28 protein-coding genes and 1 pseudogene are annotated in these 25,690 nt (G+C 64.3%); 9 read left to right on the top strand and 20 right to left on the bottom strand.

What is annotated here, in order from left to right:
• From egtB to B4383_RS08200, 3 genes are read right to left on the bottom strand one after another with little or no spacing between them, the layout of a single operon-like run.
• Positions 1 to 1,296 carry an ergothioneine biosynthesis protein EgtB gene (gene egtB / locus B4383_RS08210; protein WP_078290087.1) on the bottom strand — a complete coding sequence of 432 codons (1,296 nt, stop codon included), beginning with the start codon at positions 1,294 to 1,296 and terminating at the stop codon, positions 1 to 3.
• Positions 1,293 to 2,543 (bottom strand): ergothioneine biosynthesis glutamate--cysteine ligase EgtA, encoded by a 1,251-nt coding sequence (gene egtA / locus B4383_RS08205; protein WP_078290086.1) that lies wholly within the window; start codon positions 2,541 to 2,543, stop codon positions 1,293 to 1,295. Before egtA ends, egtB begins: the two co-directional genes overlap by 4 nt.
• Positions 2,544 to 2,588: 45 nt before the next feature.
• Positions 2,589 to 3,368, bottom strand: coding sequence for an SDR family NAD(P)-dependent oxidoreductase (locus tag B4383_RS08200; protein WP_005063198.1), 780 nt, complete (start codon positions 3,366 to 3,368; stop codon positions 2,589 to 2,591).
• A gap of 59 nt (positions 3,369 to 3,427) precedes the next feature.
• On the opposite strand from B4383_RS08200, the gene B4383_RS08195 reads away from it, so the two are divergent.
• Positions 3,428 to 3,868, top strand: a complete 441-nt coding sequence (locus B4383_RS08195) for a nuclear transport factor 2 family protein (protein WP_078290085.1) — start codon at positions 3,428 to 3,430, stop codon at positions 3,866 to 3,868.
• Here B4383_RS08195 and B4383_RS08190 read toward each other — a convergent pair.
• Positions 3,837 to 4,724 (bottom strand): LLM class F420-dependent oxidoreductase, encoded by an 888-nt coding sequence (locus B4383_RS08190; RefSeq protein ID WP_078290165.1) that lies wholly within the window; start codon positions 4,722 to 4,724, stop codon positions 3,837 to 3,839. The genes B4383_RS08195 and B4383_RS08190 overlap by 32 nt on opposite strands.
• 82 nt (positions 4,725 to 4,806) lie before the next feature.
• Here B4383_RS08190 and B4383_RS08185 point away from each other — a divergent pair, with 82 nt between their 5' ends.
• From B4383_RS08185 to B4383_RS08170, 4 genes are read left to right on the top strand one after another with little or no spacing between them, the layout of a single operon-like run.
• Positions 4,807 to 6,201, top strand: a complete 1,395-nt coding sequence (locus B4383_RS08185) for a sugar porter family MFS transporter (RefSeq protein WP_078290084.1) — start codon at positions 4,807 to 4,809, stop codon at positions 6,199 to 6,201.
• Positions 6,186 to 7,100 carry a BadF/BadG/BcrA/BcrD ATPase family protein gene (locus tag B4383_RS08180; protein WP_078290083.1) on the top strand — a complete coding sequence of 305 codons (915 nt, stop codon included), beginning with the start codon at positions 6,186 to 6,188 and terminating at the stop codon, positions 7,098 to 7,100. Before B4383_RS08185 ends, B4383_RS08180 begins: the two co-directional genes overlap by 16 nt.
• A 14-nt stretch (positions 7,101 to 7,114) precedes the next feature.
• Positions 7,115 to 8,128 carry an SIS domain-containing protein gene (locus tag B4383_RS08175; RefSeq protein WP_078290082.1) on the top strand — a complete coding sequence of 338 codons (1,014 nt, stop codon included), beginning with the start codon at positions 7,115 to 7,117 and terminating at the stop codon, positions 8,126 to 8,128.
• A gap of 7 nt (positions 8,129 to 8,135) precedes the next feature.
• Positions 8,136 to 9,020: an N-acetylglucosamine-6-phosphate deacetylase gene (locus B4383_RS08170; protein ID WP_139360627.1), complete on the top strand. Its 885-nt coding sequence runs from the start codon at positions 8,136 to 8,138 to the stop codon at positions 9,018 to 9,020.
• Here B4383_RS08170 and B4383_RS08165 read toward each other — a convergent pair.
• From B4383_RS08165 to B4383_RS08150, 4 genes are read right to left on the bottom strand one after another with little or no spacing between them, the layout of a single operon-like run.
• On the bottom strand, positions 9,005 to 9,634 hold the full coding sequence (locus B4383_RS08165) for a sensor domain-containing protein (protein ID WP_139360626.1): 630 nt from the start codon (positions 9,632 to 9,634) through the stop codon (positions 9,005 to 9,007). The two genes, B4383_RS08170 and B4383_RS08165, sit on opposite strands and share 16 nt — an antisense overlap.
• A gap of 18 nt (positions 9,635 to 9,652) precedes the next feature.
• Complete coding sequence (locus B4383_RS08160) at positions 9,653 to 10,315, bottom strand: sensor domain-containing protein (RefSeq protein ID WP_078290080.1); 663 nt, start codon at positions 10,313 to 10,315, stop codon at positions 9,653 to 9,655.
• 53 nt (positions 10,316 to 10,368) lie between these two features.
• The gene (locus tag B4383_RS08155) at positions 10,369 to 11,295 is read right to left on the bottom strand and encodes a PfkB family carbohydrate kinase (protein ID WP_078290079.1); all 927 of its coding nucleotides are present in this window, start codon (positions 11,293 to 11,295) and stop codon (positions 10,369 to 10,371) included.
• A 50-nt stretch (positions 11,296 to 11,345) separates the two neighbouring features.
• Positions 11,346 to 12,005, bottom strand: a complete 660-nt coding sequence (locus B4383_RS08150) for a sensor domain-containing protein (RefSeq protein WP_078290078.1) — start codon at positions 12,003 to 12,005, stop codon at positions 11,346 to 11,348.
• A gap of 143 nt (positions 12,006 to 12,148) precedes the next feature.
• On the opposite strand from B4383_RS08150, the pseudogene B4383_RS08145 reads away from it, so the two are divergent.
• Positions 12,149 to 12,727, top strand: a pseudogene (locus tag B4383_RS08145) (hypothetical protein).
• A gap of 92 nt (positions 12,728 to 12,819) precedes the next feature.
• Complete coding sequence (locus B4383_RS08140) at positions 12,820 to 13,434, top strand: isoprenylcysteine carboxylmethyltransferase family protein (RefSeq protein WP_078290163.1); 615 nt, start codon at positions 12,820 to 12,822, stop codon at positions 13,432 to 13,434.
• Here B4383_RS08140 and B4383_RS08135 read toward each other — a convergent pair.
• Entirely contained in the window at positions 13,418 to 14,743 is a 1,326-nt protein-coding gene (locus B4383_RS08135; RefSeq protein WP_078290077.1) for an ammonium transporter, read from the bottom strand. The genes B4383_RS08140 and B4383_RS08135 overlap by 17 nt on opposite strands.
• A 192-nt stretch (positions 14,744 to 14,935) precedes the next feature.
• On the opposite strand from B4383_RS08135, the gene B4383_RS08130 reads away from it, so the two are divergent.
• Entirely contained in the window at positions 14,936 to 16,069 is a 1,134-nt protein-coding gene (locus B4383_RS08130; RefSeq protein WP_078290076.1) for a nitronate monooxygenase family protein, read from the top strand.
• A 24-nt stretch (positions 16,070 to 16,093) separates the two neighbouring features.
• On the opposite strand, the gene B4383_RS08125 is transcribed toward B4383_RS08130, so the two are convergent.
• The 6 genes from B4383_RS08125 to B4383_RS08100 form a co-directional block, all read right to left on the bottom strand.
• Positions 16,094 to 16,738 (bottom strand): sensor domain-containing protein, encoded by a 645-nt coding sequence (locus tag B4383_RS08125; protein WP_286143809.1) that lies wholly within the window; start codon positions 16,736 to 16,738, stop codon positions 16,094 to 16,096.
• Between the two features lie 5 nt (positions 16,739 to 16,743).
• Positions 16,744 to 17,373, bottom strand: a complete 630-nt coding sequence (locus tag B4383_RS08120; protein WP_078290074.1) for a sensor domain-containing protein — start codon at positions 17,371 to 17,373, stop codon at positions 16,744 to 16,746.
• Positions 17,373 to 17,801, bottom strand: a complete 429-nt coding sequence (locus tag B4383_RS08115) for an organic hydroperoxide resistance protein (RefSeq protein ID WP_078290073.1) — start codon at positions 17,799 to 17,801, stop codon at positions 17,373 to 17,375. The genes B4383_RS08120 and B4383_RS08115 overlap by 1 nt, the downstream gene beginning before the upstream one ends.
• A gap of 61 nt (positions 17,802 to 17,862) precedes the next feature.
• Positions 17,863 to 19,326, bottom strand: coding sequence for a catalase (locus tag B4383_RS08110; protein WP_078290072.1), 1,464 nt, complete (start codon positions 19,324 to 19,326; stop codon positions 17,863 to 17,865).
• A 35-nt stretch (positions 19,327 to 19,361) separates the two neighbouring features.
• Complete coding sequence (locus B4383_RS08105) at positions 19,362 to 19,781, bottom strand: Fur family transcriptional regulator (RefSeq protein ID WP_078290162.1); 420 nt, start codon at positions 19,779 to 19,781, stop codon at positions 19,362 to 19,364.
• 54 nt (positions 19,782 to 19,835) lie between these two features.
• Positions 19,836 to 20,186, bottom strand: a complete 351-nt coding sequence (locus tag B4383_RS08100; RefSeq protein WP_030095976.1) for a DMT family protein — start codon at positions 20,184 to 20,186, stop codon at positions 19,836 to 19,838.
• Between the two features lie 56 nt (positions 20,187 to 20,242).
• Here B4383_RS08100 and B4383_RS08095 point away from each other — a divergent pair, with 56 nt between their 5' ends.
• Positions 20,243 to 21,076 (top strand): alpha/beta fold hydrolase, encoded by an 834-nt coding sequence (locus B4383_RS08095; protein WP_078290071.1) that lies wholly within the window; start codon positions 20,243 to 20,245, stop codon positions 21,074 to 21,076.
• Here B4383_RS08095 and B4383_RS08090 read toward each other — a convergent pair.
• From B4383_RS08090 to B4383_RS08070, 5 genes are all read right to left on the bottom strand, one after another.
• Positions 21,073 to 21,477, bottom strand: coding sequence for a hypothetical protein (locus tag B4383_RS08090; RefSeq protein ID WP_078290070.1), 405 nt, complete (start codon positions 21,475 to 21,477; stop codon positions 21,073 to 21,075). The genes B4383_RS08095 and B4383_RS08090 overlap by 4 nt on opposite strands.
• 144 nt (positions 21,478 to 21,621) lie before the next feature.
• Complete coding sequence (locus tag B4383_RS08085; protein ID WP_353615624.1) at positions 21,622 to 22,704, bottom strand: DUF4185 domain-containing protein; 1,083 nt, start codon at positions 22,702 to 22,704, stop codon at positions 21,622 to 21,624.
• A gap of 128 nt (positions 22,705 to 22,832) precedes the next feature.
• Complete coding sequence (locus tag B4383_RS08080; protein WP_078290069.1) at positions 22,833 to 23,228, bottom strand: hypothetical protein; 396 nt, start codon at positions 23,226 to 23,228, stop codon at positions 22,833 to 22,835.
• 93 nt (positions 23,229 to 23,321) lie between these two features.
• The gene (locus B4383_RS08075) at positions 23,322 to 24,359 is read right to left on the bottom strand and encodes an aspartate-semialdehyde dehydrogenase (protein ID WP_078290068.1); all 1,038 of its coding nucleotides are present in this window, start codon (positions 24,357 to 24,359) and stop codon (positions 23,322 to 23,324) included.
• Positions 24,356 to 25,621 carry an aspartate kinase gene (locus B4383_RS08070; protein ID WP_078290067.1) on the bottom strand — a complete coding sequence of 422 codons (1,266 nt, stop codon included), beginning with the start codon at positions 25,619 to 25,621 and terminating at the stop codon, positions 24,356 to 24,358. Before B4383_RS08070 ends, B4383_RS08075 begins: the two co-directional genes overlap by 4 nt.
• Positions 25,622 to 25,690: the final 69 nt, after the last annotated feature.

Raw genomic sequence — 25,690 nt, 5'->3', positions numbered from 1 at the left:
CTAGACGTCCCAGGCCAGACGAAGGCCGCTGAAGATTTGCCGACGGATCGGATGATCCCAGTTCCGGAAGCTGGGCCGCATGATCGAGGGTGCCACCGCCCACGAACCTCCGCGTAGCACGCGATAGTCACCGGCCCCCGAACCTTCGAAGAACGGCTCGCTGTATTGCTGGTAGATCATCGGCGTAAAACCGGGCCACGGCCGCAGCGGGGATGTCGTCCACTCCCACACATCACCGAGCATCTGCTCAGCGCCATACGCCGATGCCGACGCCGGGTAGGCCCCGACCGGCGCGGGGCCCAGCGCGCCTCCGCCGAGATTGGCTCGGTCACGGTCGGGTGCATCCTCACCCCACGGAAACCGCCGTCGCGCAGAGGCTTCCGAATCCCAGACACAGGCCTTTTCCCATTCGGCCTCGGTGGGCAATCGCGCTCCCGCCCAGGCAGCGTAGGCCTGCGCCTCGTGAAAGCTGACGTGCTGCACGGGCTCGTCGGGCACGATCTCCAGCTCACGACCGAACCGTGTGAGTGTTCCGCCCCGGTTCCAAAACTTAGGCGCCGTCAGATCTTCCGCGCATCGGTGTGTCCACCCGGCCTCGGCCCAGAATTCCTGGCGCCGGTATCCATCGTCGGCGATAAATGCCGACCACTCGGCGTTGGTCACCGGAACCCTGCCGATCCGGAAGCTCTTGAGATCCACCACATGCGCGGGCCGCTCGTTATCGAGCGAGAACGGCTCGTCGCTCGCATCGACGCCCAGCACAAACGGGCCCTCCGGCACCAGCACCGAGGTTCCCGCCACACCAGAGCGTCCCGGCGGCAACGGGTCGACACGCTCCAGCAGTGCGGCACCGCGGCGAATCGACAAGGCCTGCAACATGGTTTCGTCATGTTGATGCTCATGGCTGAGCACCATGGAGTAGATGAATTCGTCCGACCGCGCGGAACCATCGGAGGGCAACGTCTCGAGTCGGTCCAAAACCCGGCCCCGCACCTCGTGACAGAAGGCCCGCGCCTGGGCCGGCGAGAGCAGCGGGAGCTGCACCCTGCTGGCCCGGGTGTGTCGGAAGGCGTCGTAGAGGGACTCGATATCACCGGGCAGGATCCCTGGCGTGCGCGGATCTCCACCGCGCAGCAGCCATAGCTCTTCCTGCTGGCCGATATGCGCGAGGTCCCACACCAACGGACTCATCAACGGGTCGTACTGACGATGCAACTCGGCATCGTCGTGGTCGGTGATCGTCAACGTGCGCGCACGTGCCGCTTCAAGATCCCGCGCTAAATCCTCCCGGATCATCGGGCCGCTCCAGAGAAGGCCTGTTCCACCCCGTATTCGGTGACGTTATCGATGAAATCATCTGCAGGGCAACGCCCTTGCTCGACACGTTCCACAAGGAAGGCCATATCCGCGGCCAATTCGGGCGGCGCCACCGCGCACGCGGCCGACACCAACCGACGCCCGGCCGCATGCAGGGCCGAATCCGCCAGGCCGTCCCGCGCCGCCACCTCCCAGGCGTCACCAACCGGTTCAACCGCCTCCGCGGCAACGTCCGCGACCTGCGGATGATCGAGCGCAGCGACCACGGTGAAGGCCAGCGCGGGCCACCACCAATCTGGTGCCGCATCCAGATATCGCAGCTCCAGCCAGCGCCGCGGTCGCACCGGCGGAAAGAGCGTGGTCAGGTGATAGTCGAGGTCTTCGGTGGTGGGAACGCGCCCTGCGAGCCGCGTAGTCCCGTCGACCCAGGATTGGAACGGCACATGGGTGACAACAGCTTCCGCGCCGTCCTCGTTTCGCACCAGCATGACGGGTGCTCGCAGCGCATATCTGACCCAGGATTCGGTCGGGTCGGAGCCGATCTCGACCGGGGCACAGCGCCGTGGATCCAGGTTGTCCCAAATCCACTGCCGGGTGTTTCGCTGCCCTGTCCGGCGACCCGCGAGCATGGGCGAGGATGCCGAGAGAGCCACCATCGTCGGGCCGATCTGTTGTGCCAGCGCGAACCTGTCCCGCCACTGTCGTGGTGTCCCGGATTGCAGATTGACCTGCAAAGACGCGGTGCAGGTCATCATCTGCAGCGCGGTCTCGCCGAAACCCGCGGCACCGAAATGGCCGACCATCGCGGCGTATCGCGCTGCGGGATTCACACGCTCAGGGGTGCGTAACGGATCGGTGCCCAGGCTGGCGACCGCCACCCCGGCACCACGATATGCCGAGGTCAAGATCGCGTGATCGGCCCGCATTGACGAGATTGCGGACAATACATCGGCATGCGGGGGACCGGAGAGTTCGACCGCCCCTCCCGGTTCAAACGTGATGGTGCTGGACCCGGGCAGATCGGGAACCGAATCCGCGATCTCATGCAGCCGAATCCAGCTGACCCTGCGGTGCGGGGCAGCCAGCTCGACGGTATGAGACTCCAGTTCGAGCCCGACCGTGCCAACGTGCGCGTCGACGAAGGCCTGCCGAGCGATGTGCTCGGCAGCCTCGTCATGTCCGGACAGCGGTCGCCCAGTGAGAGCCGCCGACGCCGTGGTGGCCATCTCTCCAATGTTCCATAGGCCACCGACAAGTGAATCTTTTCGGGGCTACTTCGGCTGAAGCCTTGCCCCGCCGTCGATGCGAATCGTCTCGGCGTTCATGTAGCTGTTGGTGACAAGCTCGAGAGCCAGCGACGCGAATTCTTCGGGGTTACCCAGGCGCTGCGGGTACAGCACGTTCGGCGCCAGGCGGTCCTTGAACTGTTGCGCGGACTCGCCCTCACCGTAGATCGGGGTGTCGATGAGGCCGGGTGCGATGGTGTTCACACGGATGCCGACGACCGACAGATCACGCGCGATCGGAAGAGTCATACCGACGATGCCGCCTTTGGAAGCCGAGTAGGCGGCCTGCCCGATCTGGCCGTCGAAGGCCGCGACAGATGCGGTGTTGACGATGGCACCGCGTTCACCGAACTCATCGACAGGCTCTTCCTGGCTGATCGCGGTGGCCGCGAGGCGGATCAGGTTGAACGAGCCGATGAGGTTGATGCCGATGACCTTGGAGAAGATGTCCAGCGAGTGCGCCGAGGCGTACTGGCCGTCCTTGCCAATGGTGCGACCGGGCCAGCCGACGCCCGCGCAGTTGATGAGCACGCGCACCGGGCCGAGCTCCTTGGCCGCGTCGACGGCGGCGATGCCGTCGGCCTCGCTGGTGACATCGGTGTGCACGAAAGCGCCACCGAGTTCCTTGGCCAGAGCCTCACCCTTTTCGTCCTGGACGTCGGCGATGACGACCTTGGCGCCCTGTGCAGCGAGTAGGCGAGCAGTTGCGGCGCCGAGACCCGAGGCACCACCCGTGACGATTGCAGACACACCATTGATATCCATGAGCCGCACCATAACCGATCGGTTGGTTGGGAGGTCCAGGCCCCATAGGCTTTGTATCCGTGACCGATGACCGACTCGCCATCCAAGATCTCGTCGCCCGGTACGCCAGTGCGGCAGACCGCCGCGACGTCGACACACTCGTCGGATTGTTCTCGCCCGACGCCGAGCTGGTGCGCCCTCCCGTCCTGCTCCGCCGGGGTGATTCGGCGGCCCTGCAGGGACGCCAGGCCATTGCGGATTCGATTGTCGCGGCGCTTGCGCCGCTCCGTGCGACCTACCACCTCCTTGGCCAGCAGTCGGCGACAGTCAACGGCGATACCGCGACGGGCGAGGTCTACTGCATGGCGCACCACATCTATCTCCGCGGTGATGAGCATCGCGATAACGTGCTGGCCGTGCGCTATCTCGATACCTACGAGCGCGGACCCACCGGTTGGGTCTTCACCCGCCGTGAGCCGGTCGTGGTGTTCAGCGAGGACCGGCCAGTTCGAGTCGACTAGCGCACTCGGCCATCTCGTCGAGCACCGCCTCCAGGGTGGTGGCGCGCCGCGAGGCCGAGAGCAGCATGCACCCCGCCCCGGTCTGTTGAGCCTGGTCCAGCGCTGCCTGATCCACGCGATGCAGACCGTGGCCGAGCACGAGATCGATCTCCGCGGGATCTCGACCCCTGTCAGCTGCCGCCGCGCGCATGACGCCCACCGCGGCCGACAGGTCCTCACCGACCAGACCCAGCGGTTGAAAGCCGTTGCCCAGTCGCCCCGCTCTCCGCGCCGCGGCCCTGCTGTGCCCGCCGATGTACAGCGGGACACCCTGAGGCTGTGCCGGTTTGGGATACGAATAGGCATCCTTGAATCGATAGAACTCGCCATCATACGCTGCGGGACCGTCTGTGGACCACAGCGCACGCATGACCGCGATGGCCTCGTCGGTGGCCCGGCCCCGACGATCGAAATCGCCGCCGCACGCCTCGATCTCCTCACGCATCCACCCCACGCCCAGGCAGATTCGCAGCCGCCCCCGGCTCAGCCGATCCAGAGTGGCCAGGCGTTTGGCCAGCACCACGGGGTGGTGGTCCGGCAGCACCAGCACCCCGGTGGACAGCCCTAGGGTCGTGGTGGCGCCCGCGATGAAGGACAGCAGCTCAAGCGGGTCGGGGATATCGACGTCATCGAGCAGGTGCGACTGCCCGGTCGGCGAATAGGGATAGGTGCTCTGCGTATTTCCGATGACGACGGCATGCTCCACCACGGAGATCTCGCTGAATCCCAGGCATTCTGCGGCACGCGCGAATTCGAGGATCTTGTCTGGTTCTGCGGTAATTCCGAGCTCCACAGGAGCGACAACACCGATCTGCACAGTCATCCAATCTTCTTCACGCAAGCGCTCATCGGTACCTAATCTTCTTCACGCAAGCGCTCATCAGTGTCTAATACGTGGGATGAGCCTGATCACCGACCTCCGCGCAACGTCGCGTCTGGGCTTGATGGTGGCCGTGACCGCCGCAGCGGTGGGCGTTATCTACGGATACGACTCCTCCAACATCGCGGGAGCGTTGCTGTTCCTCACCGATGACCTACACCTGTCCACCCACGACCAGCAGCTGGCCGCCACCGCGGTGGTGATCGGCGAGATCGTCGGCGCACTCATCGGTGGGCCCCTTTCCAACCGGATTGGCCGGAAGCAGTCAATGGTCTTGGTGGCAGCAACATTTGGAATCTTCTCCCTGTTGTCCGCACTGGCCATCGATCTGACAACGCTGGTCGCGGCCAGAACGCTGCTTGGGGTGACGGTGGGAATTTCGGTGGTGGTGGTTCCGGTGTTCGTCGCCGAGTCCTCCCCCACCAAGATCCGCGGCTCCATGCTGGTGCTCTACCAACTGGCCTGCGTGACGGGCATCATCGCCGGGTACCTCATTGCCTGGGCGTTGTCGTCCACCGGCAGCTGGCGACTGATGCTGGGCCTGGCGGCCATCCCGGCCGCGCTGGTGCTGATCGCCTTGCGCAAGCTCCCCGACACCGCACGCTGGTACATGATGCGCGGTGACCGTGCACGTGCGCGTGAGATCCTCGCCGCGGTAGATCCGGATATCGATATCGACCACGAGCTCGACGAGATCACTGAGGCGTTGCGGGCCGAGGGCGGCGGTTCGGTGCTGGCGCGGTTGCGAGAGATGATCACTCCGCCCTATAACAGGGCAACATTTTTCGTTGTCGGCCTTGGCTTTTTCATCCAGATCACCGGCATCAACGCCGTCGTCTACTACGGGCCTCGCATCTTCGAGGCGATGGGCATGTCGGGATACTTCGCCAAACTCGGGCTCCCTGCACTCGTTCAGGTGGCCGCGCTACTGGCAGTGTTCGTATCCATGTCGACCATCGACCGGATGGGCCGCCGGCCCATCCTCATGATCGGTATCACCATCATGATCATTGCCGACGCGCTGCTGGTGGGCGTATTCGCAGTCGGCGGATCCTCATTCGGCGGCGTGCTGACCGTCCTCGGATTCCTCGGCATCGTGCTCATCGCGGTGGGCTTCACCTTCGGATTCGGCTCGCTGGTGTGGGTGTACGCGGGCGAGAGCTTCCCGGCACGGCTGCGGTCCTATGGTGCCAGCGCCATGCTGACATCGGATCTCGTGGCGAACGCCATTGTGTCCATGTACTTCCTGACCTTGTTGACCGCGCTCGGCGGCGTGGTGGCGTTCGGCGTATTCGGCGCCCTCGCACTGGCGGCCCTCCTGTTCGTCTATCTGCTGGCGCCGGAGACCAAGGGCCGCGACCTCGAGGAGATCCGGCACTTCTGGGAAAGCGGGGGCAAGTGGCCCGAGACGTAGCCGGCGGCGTAATAGTCGGAATCGACATCGGCGGATCCAAGACCCGCGCGCTGGCCGTCTCGGGTGGCACGGTGATCGGCGAGGCGCTGGCCGGGAGTGCGAACCTGCAGTCGGTGACCGAAGAACAGGCGAAAACCGTATTCGCCGATATCTTTTCCCAGCTGAACTACGACGACATCTCCCGCGTGAGCGCCGGATCCGCCGGTGTGGATACCGAGGAGGGTGCGCAAACCCTGATTCGGCTGCTGCGACCGTACGCACCCCATGCGCACATCACCGCGGTGCACGACACACAGCTGGTCCTCGCGGCGGGCGGTCTGACGGCAGGTATCGCGGTGATATCCGGTACCGGATCGGTGGCGTGGGGAAAACGCGCCGACGGCACCGCGGCGCGGGTAGGGGGTTGGGGGTACCTACTCGGGGACGAGGGCAGCGGCTACGGCGTGTCGAGATCTGCTGTGCGGCACGCTCTCTCCCTGTCGGACAGAGGTGACCCGCCAGATGCGCTATCGCGGCGGTTCACCTCTGAGTGTGGTGTGACCGAGCCCGCCCAGCTGCTCGACCATTTCTATGCCCACTCCGAACGGCGGTATTGGGCCAAGATGGCGGGGCTCGTTTTCGACCTCGCCGCGGCCGGTGACGAGGCCGCCAAGGTGATCACCCGACAAACCGCCATCGACGTGGCCGCGTTGATCGAGGGTGTCTGCATACGATTGGGCCCTGGACTGCCCGTGGTGCTCGGTGGCGGCCTGCTGGTCAACCAGCCGGGCCTGGTCGCCGATATCATCGAATGTACACGGACCACGGGTGTTTCGGATATTGCTGTGCTGCAACGTGAACCGGTGTTTGGAGCATTGATCCTAGCCGGGGCCGATGTCGACGGATTGGAGAAGGCATGACCGCGGGGACGCATATGGCTGACGAGATCCGTCAACAGCCAGCCGTGTGGGGGCGGCTGCTTTCTGACGGCCGGGCCGCGATTGCGGAGGTGGCAGCGAAGATCGTCGAATACAGGCCCCGCTTTGTGCTCTTCGCCGCCCGGGGAACCAGTGACCATGCGGCGCTGTATGGCAAGTACCTCACCGAGATCATCCTGCAAGTCCCCGCGGGACTTGCCTCGCCGTCGACCATGACCACCTACGGTGCGCGCCCCGACCTTTCGGGTGTGCTGGTGATCGGGGTCAGCCAATCGGGTAGTTCCCCTGACCTGGTGCAGACGCTGGCGGTGGCACGCGAGCGGGGTGCACTCACCGTGGCCGTGACCAACGCCCCGACATCCGCGCTGGCGACAGCCGCTGAGTATCACGTAGACGTGTTGGCCGGACCCGAACTCGCCGTCGCCGCCACCAAGTCGTATACCGCGCAACTGCTGGCACTGTACCTACTGCTCACCGATGTGGCCGGCCGCGACAATACGGCTGTCAACCTGCTCCCGGAACGCGGCGAGGAGATCCTGCACAGCTCCGTCGTGCAGCAGCTGGCCACCCGCTACCGCTTCGCATCGCGGCTGGTCACCACCGGCCGCGGCTACTCGTACCCGACGGCGCGCGAGGCCGCCCTCAAGCTGATGGAAACGAGTTATCTTTCCGCTCAGGCCTTCTCAGGGGCCGATCTGTTACACGGACCGCTGGCGATGATCGACCCTCAGGTACCGGTGATCGCGATCGTTCCCGACGGAGTCGGGGGACGTGCCATGAACGATGTGCTGCACCGGCTGGCCGGACGCGGTGCGGACGTGTGCTGTGTGGGGTCGGCGGACGCGGTGGCGGCCACCGGGTTGGGTGTGACCCTGGAGCCGACGCTCGAGGAACTTTCACCCATGTTGGCCATTCTTCCGCTGCAGCTACTCGCGATGCAGTTGGCGATCGGGCGCGGCGAAAATCCAGACGTACCCAGAGGTCTATCCAAGGTGACCGATACGCTGTGAAGCGACAGTGACCATGCCCGGGTATTTTGATATGCACGTGCACGGCGGAGGCGGCGCATCATTCGGAGACGATCCTGAGGCCAATCGCGTTGCCGCAGAATGGCATCAATCCCATGGAACTGACGGGATGCTGGCCAGCCTGGTCACCCTGGCGCCCGATGAGTTGCTGAGCGCCGTGCGTGTGCTTGCCGGGATAGCGGGTGCGGATGGCATCGCCGGGATTCACCTCGAAGGCCCCTGGCTGTCACCACGGTATGCCGGTGCTCATGATCCACGCCTGCTGCGCACACCGAATCTCGCCGAGCTGGAGCGGCTACTGGACGCCGGGGCCGGGCACATTCGGATGGTCACCATCGCGCCTGAACTCGCAGGTGCAATCCCGGCCATCGAGTTACTCGTCGCGCGCGGCGTGGTGGCCGCAGTAGGACATACCGATGCCACGTATGAGCAGACATTGCAGGCCATTTCGTCTGGTGCGACAGTCGCCACTCATCTCTTCAACGCCATGCGCCCGATCCACCACCGCGAACCCGGCCCCATCCCGGCGCTCCTGGAGAGCCCAGAGGTGACCATCGAGCTGATCGCCGACGGTGTCCACATCCACCCCGCGATCTACCGAATGGTGCTGGCTACGGTGGGCCCCGACCGGATCGCTCTTGTCACCGATGCGATGTGTGCGGCCGGAATGCCGGACGGTGCTTATCAGTTGGGCCAGCTGCCGGTCACTGTGGCCTGCGGCGAGGCGCGGCTGTCCGATGGCACCATCGCGGGGAGCACCGCAAGCATGGCCGACCTGCATCGGTTCGCGGTGACCCAGGCCGGTTCTGCGGTGGCCACCCTGCAGACGTCGGTCAATCCCCGACGCGCGGTGCGTGTTCAGGCGGCGTCGTAGCGCGGTCCGATGATCTTCGCGATCCCCAACAGCCGTTGGTAACTTTCTGGACCTGCCGAGCATCCTCGTAGATCGGTCGCGGTGTTGCGCACCCTGGCCAGTACACGCGAGCAGGACATGCGCGCTCCGTCGTTCGTAATCATCACGTAGGAACCAACTACCGCGTCATCGTCTCGGTGCAACGAGCCGATCACGTATCTCCATTGCGCGGAGTCGTACACGGTGTGCTTCGCACACCTCAACCACATGTCCATCTCGCTGGAGGCGAAGTCACGCGCCTCGGCATCCGTGGGGAAGACAGCGATGCTTTGTGCAACCTGCACGTTCCACGGTGAGCTGTCCTGCAAGTACTGCTCGTGCGCGGCCATGTACGGGCCGCGGTCGTAGGTGGCCACTGACGGGCGGACCACGCTGCCGCAGTCCGGTCTATCCGTCGTGAGGTCGGAGAGGGCGTTGCGCCGATCGACGACCGGAAAAGTCGCTCCCATAACGGAGGACGCCTCTTCCGGTGTCACCATCAGATCGTCGATCGCGGCAGGCGGTATCGGCACGCCCTGTTCGGCGGAAGCGGGCGCCGCGAATACCAGTGCGGCCACCATCAGCACGACCGTCATCGCCGACATTCTCATGGCTCAGACCTCCCACACCCGCGGGCCGACGATCTTCATCAACTCGAAGGCGCGCTCACCACCACTCTTGGAAACCGTTGAGCAGGTGCGAATGTCAATTGCGACATTGCGTTCGCCCAGAAGCACGTGCTGGCATGCGGCATACGCGGCATCGTTCCTTCCGTAGCCAACGGCCAGAACGTTGTCGACCTGCGTGACACCCCGGATGTCCACCGTCGCCGTCAGAGTAGTGCCATCGATCGACTGTTCAGAGACGTTGATCGTCTGCTGTTCGCACTTGCGCCAGCGGTCGGCCTCGGTCCGCGCGAAATCTCGGGCCTCCTCATCCGTGCTGAACACCGCCACACTTTGATCGACCAAGGTGAACCAGCCGGAGTGATCCCACAACGCTTGGGAGTGCGCCGCCACGTAGGAGGACCGGTCGTAGCTCGACACAGAAGCCAACACAACGCTTCCGCAATCCGGCCGATCGGTATCCGATGCGAAGGTCGCACTCTGCCGGTGAATATTGGGGAGACCGACGCCCATCACCTGTTCTGCCTCCTGCTGCGTGAACATGAGTCGATCGATCGACGCGGGCGGCACGTGTGGTGAAGGTTCGGCGAGTGCGACGGCCGGGTACACGGCGCCCAGTGCCACCGTCAGTGCCCCCACCACCGATCGCATGCATTCCCCCTCACTAGGCCTTCGATGGGCTCCCGGTTGTTGTGTATTGAACTCTAGTGAGCCACCCGGCGCAGTTCCTTGGTCAGCTCGGCCGCATCCGGCGGTTGCGCCCCGGGCCGGGTGCAGGTGATCGCCGCGGCCACCGCCGCGCGCCGCAACGCCTCAGGCAGATCGAGCCGGCGCTGATAGAACCCGTCGAGGAAAACGCCGGTATACGTGTCACCGGCGCCGACGGTGTCGACGACGGTGACCTCGTGGGCAGGGACGTGCAGCGGCGACGGTTCACCCCGCAGGAAGGCCAACGACCCCGCCGACCCACAAGTGACCAACGCGATCTCGAGGCGCGGGTGCTCGTCGAACCAACGGCCAACCACGCCCTCGACCGACCCGCCCGGGTACAGGAATTCAAGGTCTTCGGTGCTGGCCCGCGCCACCTCCGCAATGGACAACCATGGGGCGATACGCGCGACATACGTCTCTCGGTCGCCGACGAGCGTCGGGCGCACGTTCACATCGAAGGTGAGCGGAATGTCCGCATAGTGCCGCATGATCCACGCGCGTAGCTCATCGCGCTCACGCCAGAGCACGCTGGCGATCGAACCCGCCCAGATGGCCACCGGAACGCGCACCGGATCGGGAAGTGACGAGGGCGCAACATCATTGGCGGTTCCCTGCCAGTAGAACTGATACTGGGCCGCTCCGTGTTGGTCGACGTCGGCGACGGCCAATGTCGTCGGAACATCATGGCGCATGACCAATGATTCATCGACACCTACCTCGGCCAGGTTCTGTACGCACTGACGCCCGAAGGCATCGCCGGACACATGGGTAAGAAGCGCCGTCCGAACGCCCATCTTCGCGGCGGTGATCGCGGTGTTGTACGGGCCGCCTCCGGGTATCGGGCGCCACAATCCGCCAGCCGCCGGGACCAGATCAACGAGTGTCTCGCCGCAGACGATGAGGCCGTCTCTGTCGGGCACGTTCCCAACGCTACCCGGGACCGCTTTTCTCGCAGCGTCTTTCATTTCGCCTATGCCCGGGCCACCCGAGGCAGAAGACTCAGGATGAGATCGAGGGCTCGGCTGCCGTCCCGTTCCGCGCATGCCCGCACATCGATAGCCACGTTCCGCAGCGGCGCCAGCGCGTGCTGGCAGTAGATCACTCCACCAAAATCCGTCGGCCACGCGTAGCCGACCACCAGAACCTCCTGCACTTGGACGATGTTGCGAAGCTGCACCCATTCACGACGCGTGCTTCCGTCCGGCTGCGGCAGAAGCGAAGTGACCCGCTGGTTCTCGCAGGCACGCCAGCGATCCGCCTCACTAAGCGCGAAGTCCGTCGCATCCGACCACTCAGGAAAGATCACCATGCTCTGGTCCACCAGCCGCGTCCAGCTCGGATTGTCCACCAATGAGCGGTACCGCCCGGATAAATAATTGGACGATTCATAGCTCGCCGTCGATGCGAAAACCACACTGCCGCATTCGGGTCTGTCGGTCCGATCCGACACCAGCCCGGCCCAATCTCCGGACACATGCATGCCGGCCCCCATGACAGGACTCACGTCCCTGGGCTCGAGCATCAGAGCGGGCAGCGCGTCCACCAGCACGGGAAGCTCGTCGGGGTCCGCCGACGCGGTACCCGCAGACACCGTCATCGCCATAACCAGCACACAAAGAAACGACGCCACCCCCAGAACAGTCCTCATATCTGCAGGAGCCTAGAGGAGAGGTGTCACCGCCGAGTGGACAATCGAGACGGGCATTACCGCAGTACCTTTCAGCAACATTGCGGACGAAACTCGGTGGCCCGGCTCCGGGATCGGCGCCTAAGCTGCCACGCGTCCCCCAGTCGCGTATCGATGATGTTGTCGCCGGAGCGCTGGCGTGGACAGAAGTCGACCTCATCGACATCGCCGATTCCTCTGCCCGCCCGCTGCGGGATGCGTTGGAGGAGTTTGGGATCAGGGTGCACTACCACCCTGTCGGACAGCCACGGCATATTGTCGCGGCGCTGGGCAGTGATCGGCAGGTCGCGCCCTTTGTGATCCTGGGATGCCACGGCGACGACGGTCGGATCTTGCTCCCCGAACTCGGCGAGCCGATAGCTTCCGAACAACCGTTTACCGGGCTGATGGGTGCCGACGAGGTACGCCGGCACCTGCGGCTTACCGGAAGTTTCGTGGTGTCCATCGGGTGCGAAACGGGGAGCCCGGAACTCGCGGATGCGTTCCTGGACGCGGGCGCGGTCGGCTACTTCGCGCCACAAGAAGCACCCGACGAGCATGCCGCATTTCTTGTCGCGGTGCTGTTCTTCTACGAGCTGACCGCGGGCTGAACCGTGGCCGAAGCAGCAGAGCGGGCACGCGGATACGACGCCGCGACCAGCACGTGGCGGCTATGGCCGCGGTAGGCGGCTAGCCACCTCGAGACCCCTTCATGGTGTTGACAGTCACGTTTAAGCATTGTTCCATGCGGATGTATGCACTAGTGGAAGGGAAGTTCATGGCCGCGGCGGCGCTCGTCCTGTATCTGGTCTTCATCGCTGCTGGGCTCGGCTGGAAGAGTTACCAACAGTGGCGCGCAACCGGCTCCAGCGGGATCCACGGATTCCATGACCGCGCAGGCTCGCGCGAATGGCTCGCGGGGGCGGGATTCATCGCCGCGATAGTCCTAGCCTTGCTCGCACCCATTCTGCAGCTGACGGCGCTCATCACTCCCCTTGCCGCGCTTGATAACCGGCCTCTGCAGACCGCGGGAATCGCACTGGCCACGGCGGGAATCGTCGCGACAGTCTGGGCGCAACACACCATGGGCGAATCCTGGCGGGTAGGCGTCGACACCCGGGAGACCACCACGTTGGTGAGCACCGGCGTTTTCGGATGGGTCCGCAATCCGATCTTCACGGCAATGCTGACGTTCGCCGCCGGGTCTGCCCTCATGATCCCGAACCCGTTGGCCCTCAGTGGTTTCGTGCTACTCGTCACGTCCATCGAACTGCAGGTGCGCGTGGTTGAGGAGCCCTACCTCCTCGCGGCACACGGCAGGACCTACCGCGACTACGCAGCCCGGGTCGGACGATTCCTGCCCGGAATCGGCAGATTCAGCGCCCAGGGTTGATGAGCCCACCACCGCGAGTGGTGGCCAGCTCGTAGGCCGACTCCGCATGCTCGGCATCGTCGAGACCATCGGACTCGTGCTGCGGATGCGACCTGATGCCCATGGAATGCCGCAGACCCAGACCGATCAGCCCGGTAATCGCGACCGAGTAGACGAGCACCGCGATGACAGCGACAAGCTGCAACCAGAACTGATGCAGTCCGCCGCCGTACAGCAGCCCGTTGACACCGGCAGGTGCCGCGGCACTGCCGACAACGCCGATCATCAACGTGCCGACGATGCCACCAACCAGGTGCACGCCCACGACGTCGAGCGAATCATCGTATCCCCAGCGGTATTTCAGCTCGATGGCCAACGAGCTGAAAGCGCCCGCTACCGCTCCGATGACCAGGGCGCCTATCGGGGTGACCGACGAACAGGAGGGCGTGATGGCCACGAGCCCCGCCACCACACCCGAGGCAGCACCGAAGGAGGTCGGCTTGCCGTGCCGGATCTTCTCGACCAGCAGCCAGGCCGCCATCGACATTGCCCCCGCGCCAAGGGTGTTGGCGATGACAAGGGCCGCGGTGCCGTCGGCGGCCAATGCCGACCCCGCGTTGAACCCGAACCAACCGAACCACAGCAGCCCCGCTCCGAGCATCACCGCGGGCAGGTTATGCGGACGCATCGCCTCGCGCGGCCAGCCGTGCCGCTTGCCGAGGATGATCGCCAGTGCCAGACCGGCGGCGCCCGAGTTGATCTCCACGGCGGCGCCGCCGGCGAAGTCGATGACGCCCAGGTTCGCGAGCCATCCGCCCTTCTCGGCAGTGGTGCCCTTGACCGCGAACACCCAGTGCGCCACCGGGAAGTAGACCAGGGTTGCCCATAGCGCCGTGAAAGCGATCCACGGGAGAAAGCGCATGCGATCGGCGACCGCACCGGCGATCAGCGCCACCGTCACCATGGCGAACCCGGCCTGGAACATGACGAACACCAATGCAGGGATCTTGGTCGGCCCCCACAGCGGAACCGAGGAAGCTTTGTAATCGCCTTCGAACAGGTGCCGCAATCCGGCGAATTGGAACGGATCGCCAAGTAACCCGCCACCCATGTCGGTGCCGAACGCCATCGAGTACCCATAGGCCACCCAGAGCACCCACACCACGGCGACGGCCGAGAAACACATCATCATCATGTTGAGGACGCTCTTGGCGCGCACCATGCCGCCATAGAAGAAGGCCAATGCCGGGGTCATCAGGAGCACCAGTGCGGCACTCGTCAGCACCCAGGCGGTATTGGCCGCGTCGGGCACTCCCATATGCGGAAACATGTGCTGGCTACTCCCGGATCGTGCGATTGGGTCAGCGTGAGTGTAGGGAAGCCGCCGCCCGCGCGCGCAAGACCTGATCTAAACTAGAACACGTTCCAGTTTTCTGGCGTACGATTTCCTTCTCATACCTGCCCGACCGACCGATTCCCACCACCCACCCAACCTTTCCCACCACCCACCCAAGGAGTGGCCATGCATACCCCCATCTGCGACGAGCTCGGCATCGAGTTTCCGATTTTCGCCTTCACGCACTGTCGCGACGTCGTCGTCGCGGTGAGCAAGGCCGGCGGCTTCGGCGTGCTGGGCGCCGTCGGGTTCACCCCCGAGCAGCTCGAGATCGAGCTCAAGTGGATCGACGAGCACATCGGTGACCACTCCTATGGCGTCGACATCGTCATCCCCAACAAATACGAGGGCATGAACGCGAACATGCCGGCCGAGGAGCTCACCAAGATGCTCCAGTCGATGGTGCCGCAGGAGCATCTGGACTTCGGCCGCAAGCTCCTCGCCGACCACGGCGTGCCGATGGAGGAGGGCAATGACAACGCCCTGCAGCTGCTGGGCTGGACCGAGGCCACCGCTACCCCGCAGGTGGAGATCGCGCTCAAGCACCCCAAGATGACGCTCATCGCCAATGCACTCGGCACGCCTCCGCCCGACATGATCCAGAAGATCCACGATGCCGGTCGCAAGGTCGCCGCGTTGTGCGGCTCGGCCAAGCAGGCCCGCAAGCATGCGGACGCCGGAGTGGACATCATCATCGCCCAGGGCGGCGAAGCCGGCGGCCACTGCGGTGATGTGGGCTCTATCGTGCTGTGGCCGGAGGTCGTCAAGGCCGTCGCCCCCGTACCCGTGCTGGCCGCAGGCGGAATCGGCAGTGGCGCCCAGGTCGCGGCAGCGCTGGCGTTGGGCGCGCAGGGAGCGTGGACCGGTTCGCAGTGGCTGATGGTCGAAGAGGCGCACACCACGTCGGTCCAGCAGGAGACGTACGCAAAGGCGGGCAGCCGCGATACTGTGCGCAGCCGCTCGTTCACGGGTAAGCCCGCGCGCATGCTGCGCAACGACTGGACCGTGGCATGGGAGACTGAAGGTAACCCGGAACCGCTCGGAATGCCGTTGCAGTACATGGTTTCCGGGATGGCCGTCGCGGCGACTAACAAGTACCCGGATCAGAGCATCGATGTCGCCTTCAACCCGATCGGCCAGGTTGTCGGCCAGTTCACCAAGGTGGAGAAGTCGGCCGCGGTCATCGAGCGCTGGGTGCAGGAGTACCTGGAAGCCACCACCACGCTCAATGAGCTCAACGAAGCCGCCGCGTCGGTCTAACTGAGAGCGGCCTGGGCCAATCCCCTACTGGCCCAGGCCGTTTTGCATCGTGTTGGCCAGCACGTTCACCGCAAGGCTGCCGTTTCCCGGCTGACAGACCTTCGCCTGCAGCAGCACGTTCTCGCGCCTGCGGGTCTGGTTGAAGCAGCGGCGGTCAACACCCGCCTCCTCCTTGATCCACGCGGCATCGGCGGCGCCGGCCGCTGGTCCGGTGAATGTCCACACCTCGCGTCGGCCGTCATTCAGGATCAAGGTGGCCGTCTGCCCAGAGCATCCTTGAGTGCGGTCCACCACCCGATGGAATGCGCGGTCGGCCGCATCGTTGTTGGCGAACACACCGATCGACTGCTTCACCAAATGCGTTGCATCCGTCGCGGAGTCTTGCGTTGTCGCGCCCCGGAACGAGGCCAGATCCGGATCTGCGTACACCTCGTCCAGCCCGATATCCGACCAGTTGTTACATTCCGGAACATCCACCGAGAACGCCTGGAACGGCTGAGTGAACTCGCTATGCGACCCTAGCTGCGACCCGATGACGTTGCTTACCGAACCGCGCGCGAGCACCGCGTAATTGACGACCCCCGGATCGGACGGACGGGCGCCCGCCGCCGGGGCCAGTGCCAAGCCGAACGCGGCGGCCACCGCCGAAATCGACACAATCCGAGTCATTCCCATCACACACCAGCTTCCATCGCATCGGCAATTCGCGACGCGGCGCGTTCAGCGTTCCTTGGCGAGCACACCTTCACCTGGAGCAGCACCTCTTGCCGCGCCCGCATCTCAACAGAGCAGCTGCGGTCGTTCGCGCTATTGGTCATCGACCAGCTGGCCGCACCACCGCCGGAGCTTCCCTCAGTGAATGTCCATGAGTCCGTTACCCCTTGGTCATCGGTGATCTTGATTGGATGCCCATAACAGTCCGACATGAACAGCAACGCCACCACCGGATCGACCGCAGCCGTCGGACTATTGAACACGCCCACAGCTTGTCGCACGGAGTACCGCGCGTTCGATGCAGACTTCTTCGAGTACTGGCCCCGGTAGGCAACTAGCGTCCCCGGGTTCCCATTGAACACCTGGTCCAAACCGGCCTCGGCGAAGTCCACACAGTTCGGCTCGCTCAGCTCAACACCGCCCGTCGGGGCGTCAAGGACGCGTGAGGCCTGCAGCTCGGTGCCAACGATCCTGCTGACCGCAGCGGGTTCCTGTAGAACGGTGTCCAATGCCTCCGGACCGACAGCCCACGCAGACGGCGCACAGGCCAGGGCCATCCCCGACACCGCCACAACGACGAGAGCACGCATCAGACTCGCGCCTTGACCGTAACCTCGATGTTGCCGCGGGTGGCGTTGGAGTACGGGCACACCTCGTGGGCTTGTTCCAAGAGGTCCTCGGCAACCTCCTGAGACAACCCGGGCAGATACCCGTCCAGCTCGGCAGACAGATCGAAACCGCCCTCGGGGGTTTTGAAGATTCCCACCTTGGCCGTGATCGACGTCGCGGGATCAAGCTGGACCTTCGCTATTCGGGCGACCAGATTGAGCGCGCTCAAGAAGCACGCCGAATACCCGGCCGCGAACAACTGCTCGGGATTGGTGCCTTCCCCGTTGCCGCCCATCGACTTTGGGATTCGGGTGTCTAGATCTATCCGGCCATCCGAGGAGCGAACATGCCCGTCACGGCCTCCCCCGGTCGACGTGGCTTCTGCGGTGTAGACGGCCTCATTGGACATATGACGAGCATACGGAAGGCGCCGGCTCCCTTGAAGAGAACCGGCGCCATCCAAGAACTGCCTACTGAGCGTCGAGACCGGCGCGAACGCCCTCTTCGACGGCCTTGCCGAGCTCGGGGTCGACGTTCTTCCAGTAATCGAACACCCTGGACAGCACGGGTTCGCTGACGCCGCCCAGCACATGGCCGACGATGTTGCTCGCCAGACGAGCACGCTGATCGTCGTTCAGCACCTCACGCACCAAGGTTCCGGCCTGAACGAAGTCGCCGTCCTCGGCATGCTGGACATACCCGGCGCGTACCGCGGTGCCGCCGAAATCCCACGCGCCGCCGTCGCCCGCAGCCTCCGGATCCGCATGCGGACCGCCAAAGGAGTTGGGGGCGTACACCGGAACCTCGGGCTCGTTGAAGTGATACCGCATCGCCCCCTCCTTGGAGTAAGAGTTCACTTCAGCGGCCCGTGGCGAGTTCGGCGGCAACTGCGCGTAGTTGGTGCCAATCCGGTAGCGATGCGCGTCGGCGTAGGCAAAGACCCGGCCGAGCAGCATCTTGTCGGGCGAAAAGCCAATCCCCGGAACGATATTCGACGGTTCGAAGGCAGCCTGCTCGATGTCGACGAAATAGTTCCTTGGGTTGCGATTGAGCGTCCACTTGCCGACCTCGATCAGCGGGTAATCCTTCTTGGACCAGACCTTGGTCAGATCGAACGGGTTAAATCGGTATCCCTGCGCCTCAGCCACCGGCATGATCTGCACATGGAGGGTCCAGCTCGGAAAATTGCCTTGCGCGATCGCGTCCCACAGGTCACGACGATGCGCATCGGCGTCGGATCCGGCGAGTGCATCCGCCTCCTGCTGGGTCAGGAAATCCTGCCCCTGATCGGTCCGGAAGTGGTACTTCACCCAGAAACGCTCACCCTCGGCATTGACCCACTGATAGGTGTGTGAACCGTATCCATTCATGTGGCGGTAGCTCTTCGGGATCCCGCGATCACCCATCAACCAGGTGACCTGGTGCGCCGTCTCGGGACGCAGCGTCCAGAAGTCCCACTGCATGTTGTGGTCCCGCAACCCTGATCCCGGCAACCGCTTCTGCGAGCGGATGAAGTCCGGGAACTTGATGGCATCACGAATGAAGAAGACGGGGGTGTTGTTGCCGACGAGGTCATAGTTGCCGTCCTCGGTATAGAACTTGATGGCAAAACCACGCGGGTCACGCCACGTATCGGGGCTCCCCTGTTCCCCCGCCACCGTCGAAAAGCGAACCAGCGACTCTGTTTTCACGCCCGGTTGAAACAGCTTGGCCTTGGTGTACTTCGAGACATCCGCGGTGACGACGAGCTCTCCGTACGCGCCTGCACCCTTGGCATGCACGATGCGCTCGGGAACGCGTTCCCGGTTGAACTGCGCAAGCTTCTCGATCAGATAGTGATCATGCAGCAGGACCGGGCCCTGGATGCCTGCGGTCAACGACTCGTCGTCGCTCTCCACCGCGATTCCGGTGTTCGTGGTTGTTCGGATGGACATGAAAACCTCCTCGATACCTGACTAACTGGGCTGAACTAATTGGGCTGACATGCGGGGCAGAGACCCCAGAAGACGATTTCGGCCTCGTCGACCACGAACCCCGCGGTATGTGACGGCTCCAGGCACGGTGCATGCCCAACGGTGCAGTCCACATCGGTGACGACACCGCAACGACGGCAGACCAGATGGTGATGGTTATCGCCGATACGCGTCTCAAAAAGTGCTGCGGAACCGGCCGGTTCGATGCGTCGCACCAACCCGGCACTGACACAGGCCTTGAGCACGTCATAAACGGCCTGTGTGGACACCTTCCCAAGCTCGGCACGCACCACCATCGCGATGATGTCTGCGGTCGAATGTGGATGCGCCGCAACCGCGTTCAGAATCGCGACGCGTGGGGCCGTGACACGCAGTCCCGCCCGGCGCAATGCTGCGTCTGGGGCGGGGGGCTGCACTACGGTCACTCCACCAGTATGCGCCTTTTCTGGAATGAGTCAAGAAATGACCTTCTAGCCGAACGGGCCGTTAAACACGAAGTAGGCCCCGGCAGCGATCAACACGAACCCCACGAGGTGATTCAGGGTGAGCTTCTCGCCCAGGTACCACACGGCGAAACCCAGAAAGACCGTCAAGGTGATGACCTCTTGCATCGCCTTGAGCTCCGCGCCCGAATACACCTCACTGCCAAGGCGATTCGCGGGAACTGCCAGGCAGTACTCGAAAAACGCGATGAACCAGCTGACAAGGACAACCACCCACAACGGGTGATCCTTGAACTTGAGATGCCCATACCAGGCGAAGGTCATGAAGATGTTCGAGCAGATGAGCAGCACTGGCGGCAGAAACCGGGCGGCAATCATGTCCACATTCTGTAGATCTTCCCTGTCAACCGTCCACAGACGCTAGCCTGCTGCGCATGGGCGGCGCCACATTGCATGACCGGTACATCCAAAGCTGCCTCGGCGGACTGCACGTGCGAGTAGGCGGCCAGGGGCCCGCCATCCTCTTCTGGTCCAGCCTGCTGATGACGGGGTCCATGTGGGCCGACCAGGCAGAATACTTCGCCGACCGGTACACGGTGATCGTCGTTGACCCGCCCGGCCACGGCGACAGCCAGGCCCTGCACCGCATGTTCCGGTTTGAGGACTGCGCACGCGCCGTCGAACAGATCCTCGACACGCTCGGCATCGAACGCACACACGTCGTCGGCAACTCCTGGGGCGGAATGATCGGAGGAACCTTCGCCGCGCTGTATCCGCATCGGGTGGGAGCGTCCGTGCTGATGAACGCCACCGCCTCGCGCGCCAACCTACGCCAGACGGTCGAGTTTCGGCTGCTCACCGAGATAGTCCGGCTTCTCGGCCGATTCCGTGAACCGCTCACCACCCGCGCGGTGAAGGCCTTCGTCGGGCCCACCATCATGCGAGAACGCCCTCAGGTAGAGCAGACAATCCGGGCGGAATTGCGCGAGCTCAACGTCGACTCCGTCTACTGGGCGGTCAACAGCGTGGTTCCGGCACGGCCTGACCAACGTGAGCTACTCGGAAGCATCACCGCACCCATCCTGGTCGTGGCGGGCCGGGAGGATCCGACCTTTCCCGTCGTGGAGACCCAGCTCATGGCCGAGGCGATTCCCGGGGCCGAGTTCGTGGTCATGGAGAACATCGGGCATCTGGCCGCTCTGGAACGCCCTCAGGAGGTCAACGCCCTCATCGACGAGTTCCTGAAGCGTCATCCGCTGGAGGACTAGAGGGAGCGCGCCCTGCGCATATCGTCGATGGCCCCGGCACGGTCACCCAGCTCATTGCGGATCACCGCGCGCAGCGCGAGCGCATCGGCGAACCCGGAATCGAGTTCGAGGGCCTCATCGGCCGCCGCGAGCGCCTCATTCGGTTTGCGGGCACCACGGAGAGCCCATGCGTGGGTGTAGTGATTGATGGCGTCACGGCTGCCATATCGCACTGCGGAAAGCGCGCAATCGATCGCGTCGAAATGCCGCCCCATGCTGCCGAGGCAGTAGGCCAAGATCCGCCACGACAACGAATTCTTGTGCTCCAGCTCCAGCGCATCATTGGCGAGACGCAGCGCCTCGCTATCGTCTCCGGACGCCAGAGCCTCGCTTGCGCGGGTTGCCAGCTGCTCAGCGTCCACAGAAACGAAGGTACGCGAACCCTCTCCGCCGGTTATCCACTCACGGCCGCAATGTCGATCGAGGTTACGCTAGCAATCATTGTTACCCGTCCTAACCAGCCAGCTCGCATGGGTCGACAAACTCTGGTAACAATCGAGTGTTAGTTAGCCCTCACCGGCAAGCAGCGGGTTCACCGCGAATTCGATCACCCGATAGGGCGCGTGATCGCGAGAGTCGGTGTTCCACTGGCTGACGTAGATGCTGAGGCGATCGAGCGTGGAGTCCGGCCCAATGTATCCCCCGTACGGCTGAGCCAAGGTGTTGTCCCAGGACTCGGGAAGTTCGTCCGCCATCGCCGGCCAGGCCCCGGCATTCACCACTGTGGTCGCGGGCACCGCACCGAGACGCGTCGGGTTGTCAGCGACCCGCACCTCGACGTTGCCCGTGGTCTGATTGAAGTAGGACAGCACCGCCTGTCCGTCCACCATCTTCATACTCAGCTCGCCCAGGTGATCGTTGAACAATGGCGTCACGGCGGCACCCCAGGCCCACTTCCCCTGCGCGTCTGTTCCCCAGCCCTGCCAGGTCGCACGGTCGGTGAACGTGTCGGGCTTGGCCCGGTACAGGACCACCGGCCGCGAGCGATCGAAGGCGTCGCTGACGATGTACACCCAGCCCTTCGGCGACTCGGGTGTCCACAGCGGGTCGTAGTAGCCGCTGATCTGGGTCTGTTGGCCGCCCGCGTAGTCCCCAGGTCGTATCGATCCCGGCACGGTCGGCCATCCCGCGCGGAAGGGGTCGGGCTTCACCAGTCGTGTCGACTGGGGGATCAAATTCTTGGTGACGGCGATGAACAGCCAGTTGGTGCCGTTGATATCGATGACGCCGGCGGGAAGTTGGGAGAATCCCGGCGGTGTCGGGTCCTCCAAGAGCGGTCGGTCGATGCCCAGGACACCGGAGTGACGCACGCCGGAGGTGTTCGGCACCGTTTCCGTGTCGACGCGCAGCGCCACCGGGGAGTACCAGCCGCCATATCCCACACCCTGGCCTGCGAAGCTGTCGCCGCAGATCTGCAGCATGCCGCCGGTGAAGACCATGAACTCGCACAAGTCGGTCGCACCGAGATTGTAGTCAGAGGTCGCGGTGCCGGTGCCCGCGACGGGGCCAATCCGCACCACCTCACCGGGAGCGAGAGCCGGCGGAACGGGACGTAGCGGGTCGGCGAGTGTGGCTGGAATATAAGCCAATTGAAGGATCGTTAAGACCATCGCAGTCAACAGAGCCGCGATGCGCCGCACGCCTCATCTCCCATCCGACGCCACGGCGCCACTAGCCATCCCTGGACAGGGTAGCCAGTGGCGCCGCGGTGGGATCGCTATGGACGAGGAGCGGTCTGAGAGGGCGACTGCGGGGGCGGGGGCAGTTGGCGCCGCTCACCGGGGGCGGACGGGAAGTCCGGCGGCCCTACCTCCGATCCACGCTGGATGATCACCGGGCCCCGCATCGGCGGTGCGTCGTCACGGTCGAACATCATCACGCGGCTTCGATCGTGCCCGCCAGGTCCGCCGTGTCCGCCATGCCCGCATTGCGAGCCGGCCAGCACGCCCAGACCGAAGGTGACGCCAAGGATCACGAACGCGCCCGCGACGATGCCGACGACGGCGGCGATCTTTACCAGCAGGGTGTTGCTCGCCGAACGCGGCGCGGGCGCAGGTGCCTGCGGTACAGACACCGGATTCGTTGATGTATCGGGATTGTCTGGAGTTGTCATGCCCCGAGCATGACCGAACCGACTGACCGTTACCCAGGGAAAACCCGTGAAGTTCCTGTGTATTGCCCACGCTCTTTGCGCGAGCGCTCATCGTTAGCTAGCGACGAGCAATTCGGCGATCTGAATCGTATTGAGCGCCGCACCCTTCCGGAGGTTGTCTCCGGAAATGAACAGTGCCAGACCGCGATTACCCGGCACGCCCGGATCCTCACGGATCCGGCCCACCAGCGAGTCGTTGGCTCCCGCGGCAGCCAACGGCGTGGGCACATCGGCCAGCGTGACACCTGATGCCGCGGCGAGCAGCTCGGTAGCGCGCGCCGGAGTCAGCTCACGTTCGAATTCGGCGTTGATCGAGAGCGAGTGTCCGGTGAAGACCGGAACCCGCACGCATGTGCCGCTCACCAAAAGCTCTGGGATGCCCAGGATCTTGCGGCTCTCGTTGCGCAGCTTCTGATCCTCGTCGGTTTCACCGGAGCCGTCGTCAACCAGCGATCCGGCCAGCGGGATCACGTTGAAGGCAATGGGTGCAACGTATTTCACCGGGTCCGGGAAGGTGACGGCGGAGCCGTCGTGTACCAGCCGCTCACTCTCGCCGATGCCGGCGCGCACCTGGGTGGCCAGTTCCTCCACACCGGCCAGGCCGCTACCCGAGACTGCCTGGTAGGTCGACACGATCAACCGCTGCAGGCCCGCCTCGTCGTGCAGCACCTTAAGCACCGGCATCGCGGCCATGGTGGTGCAATTCGGGTTGGCGATAATGCCTTTCGGCAGCTTCACCCCACGCACATCGCGATCGAAGTTGACCTCCGAAACCACCAACGGCACGTCCGGGTCCTTGCGCCAGGCCGAGGAGTTGTCGATCACGGTGACACCCGCCTCGGCGAACCGCGGCGCCTGCACCCGCGACATGGTCGCACCGGCCGAGAACAGCGCGATGTCCAACCCGGACGGATCGGCGGTCTCGGTGTTCTCGACCTCGATCTCCCGACCGCGGAACGTCAGCTTCTTGCCCTCAGAGCGAGCCGACGCGAAGAACCGCACCGACGAAGCCGGGAAGTCACGCTCTTCCAGTAGCTTTCGCATGACGGCGCCCACCTGACCGGTGGCACCGACAACACCGATGGAGGTCATCGTCCGGTGCCTCCGTATACGGTGGCTTCCTCTTCGCCGCCGAGATCGAAGGCGTCGTGGATGGCCCGCACGGCCGCATCGAGTTCAGTGTCCTTGACCAGCACCGAGATCCGGATCTCCGATGTGGAGATGAGTTCGATGTTGACCCCGGCCTTAGCCAGCGCCTCGCAGAAGCCGGCAGTGACACCCGGGTGGCTGCGCATGCCCGCGCCCACCAGCGACACCTTGCCGATGTGGTCGTCGTAGAGCACCTGCGAGAACCCGATCTCGTTCTTCAGCGAGTCCAGCTTCTCCACCGCGGTGGGTCCGTTCTCCTTCGGGCAGGTGAAAGTGATGTCGGTCTTGCCGTCCTCGACCTTGGAGATGTTCTGCAGCACCATGTCGATGTTGATCTCGGCATCGGCCACGGCACGAAAGACCTTGGCGGCGTATCCCGGAACGTCGGGAATCCCGACGACCGTGACCTTGGCCTCACCACGATCATGTGCGACGCCGGTGAGAATCGCTTCTTCCACAGGAATGTCCTCCATTGATCCGCTGACGATCGTGCCCGGCTTGTCGGTGTACGACGAGCGCACGTGAACCGGAACGTTGTATCGCCGGGCGTATTCCACGCAGCGCAGCATGAGTACCTTGGCCCCGGCCGCTGCCATCTCCAGCATTTCCTCGAAACTGACCTTGTCGAGCCGGGCCGCATTCGGCACGATCCGCGGGTCGGCGGTGAATACCCCGTCGACATCGGTGTAGATCTCGCAGACGTCGGCCTTCAGCGCGGCTGCCAGCGCGACGGCGGTGGTATCGGAGCCACCCCGTCCCAGCGTGGTGACGTCCTTGCTGTCCTGACTCACACCCTGGAACCCGGCGACCAGCACCACCTGGCCCTCATCCAGGGCGGAGCGCAACCGGCCGGGGGTGACATCGATGATCTTGGCGCTACCGTGCCTACCGGTGGTAATGACGCCAGCTTGCGAGCCGGTGAACGAGCGCGCCGAGGCACCGAGCGAGTGGATCGCCATCGCGACGAGGGCGTTGGACATTCGCTCACCCGCGGTGAGCAGCATGTCCAGCTCGCGCGGCGGCGGCGACGGGCAGACCTGTTGGGCCAGGTCAAGCAGCTCGTCGGTGGTGTCACCCATGGCCGAGACGACCACGACGACGTCGTTGCCGTTCTTTTTCGTCTCGACGATGCGTTCGGCCACCCTGCGGATGCGTTCGGCCGTTGCGACCGACGATCCGCCGTACTTTTGGACGACGAGCGCCACGGCATACCTTCCTGCTGTTCGGCCAGGGTCGGGGAGATCCAGTCATCAGGATAAGGGGTTACGACAACT

Source organism: Mycobacterium sp. D16R24 (genome assembly GCF_002013385.1).
Classification (GTDB): Bacteria; Actinomycetota; Actinomycetes; order Mycobacteriales; family Mycobacteriaceae; genus Mycobacterium.
This window is presented reverse-complemented; position numbering and strand designations above follow the sequence as displayed.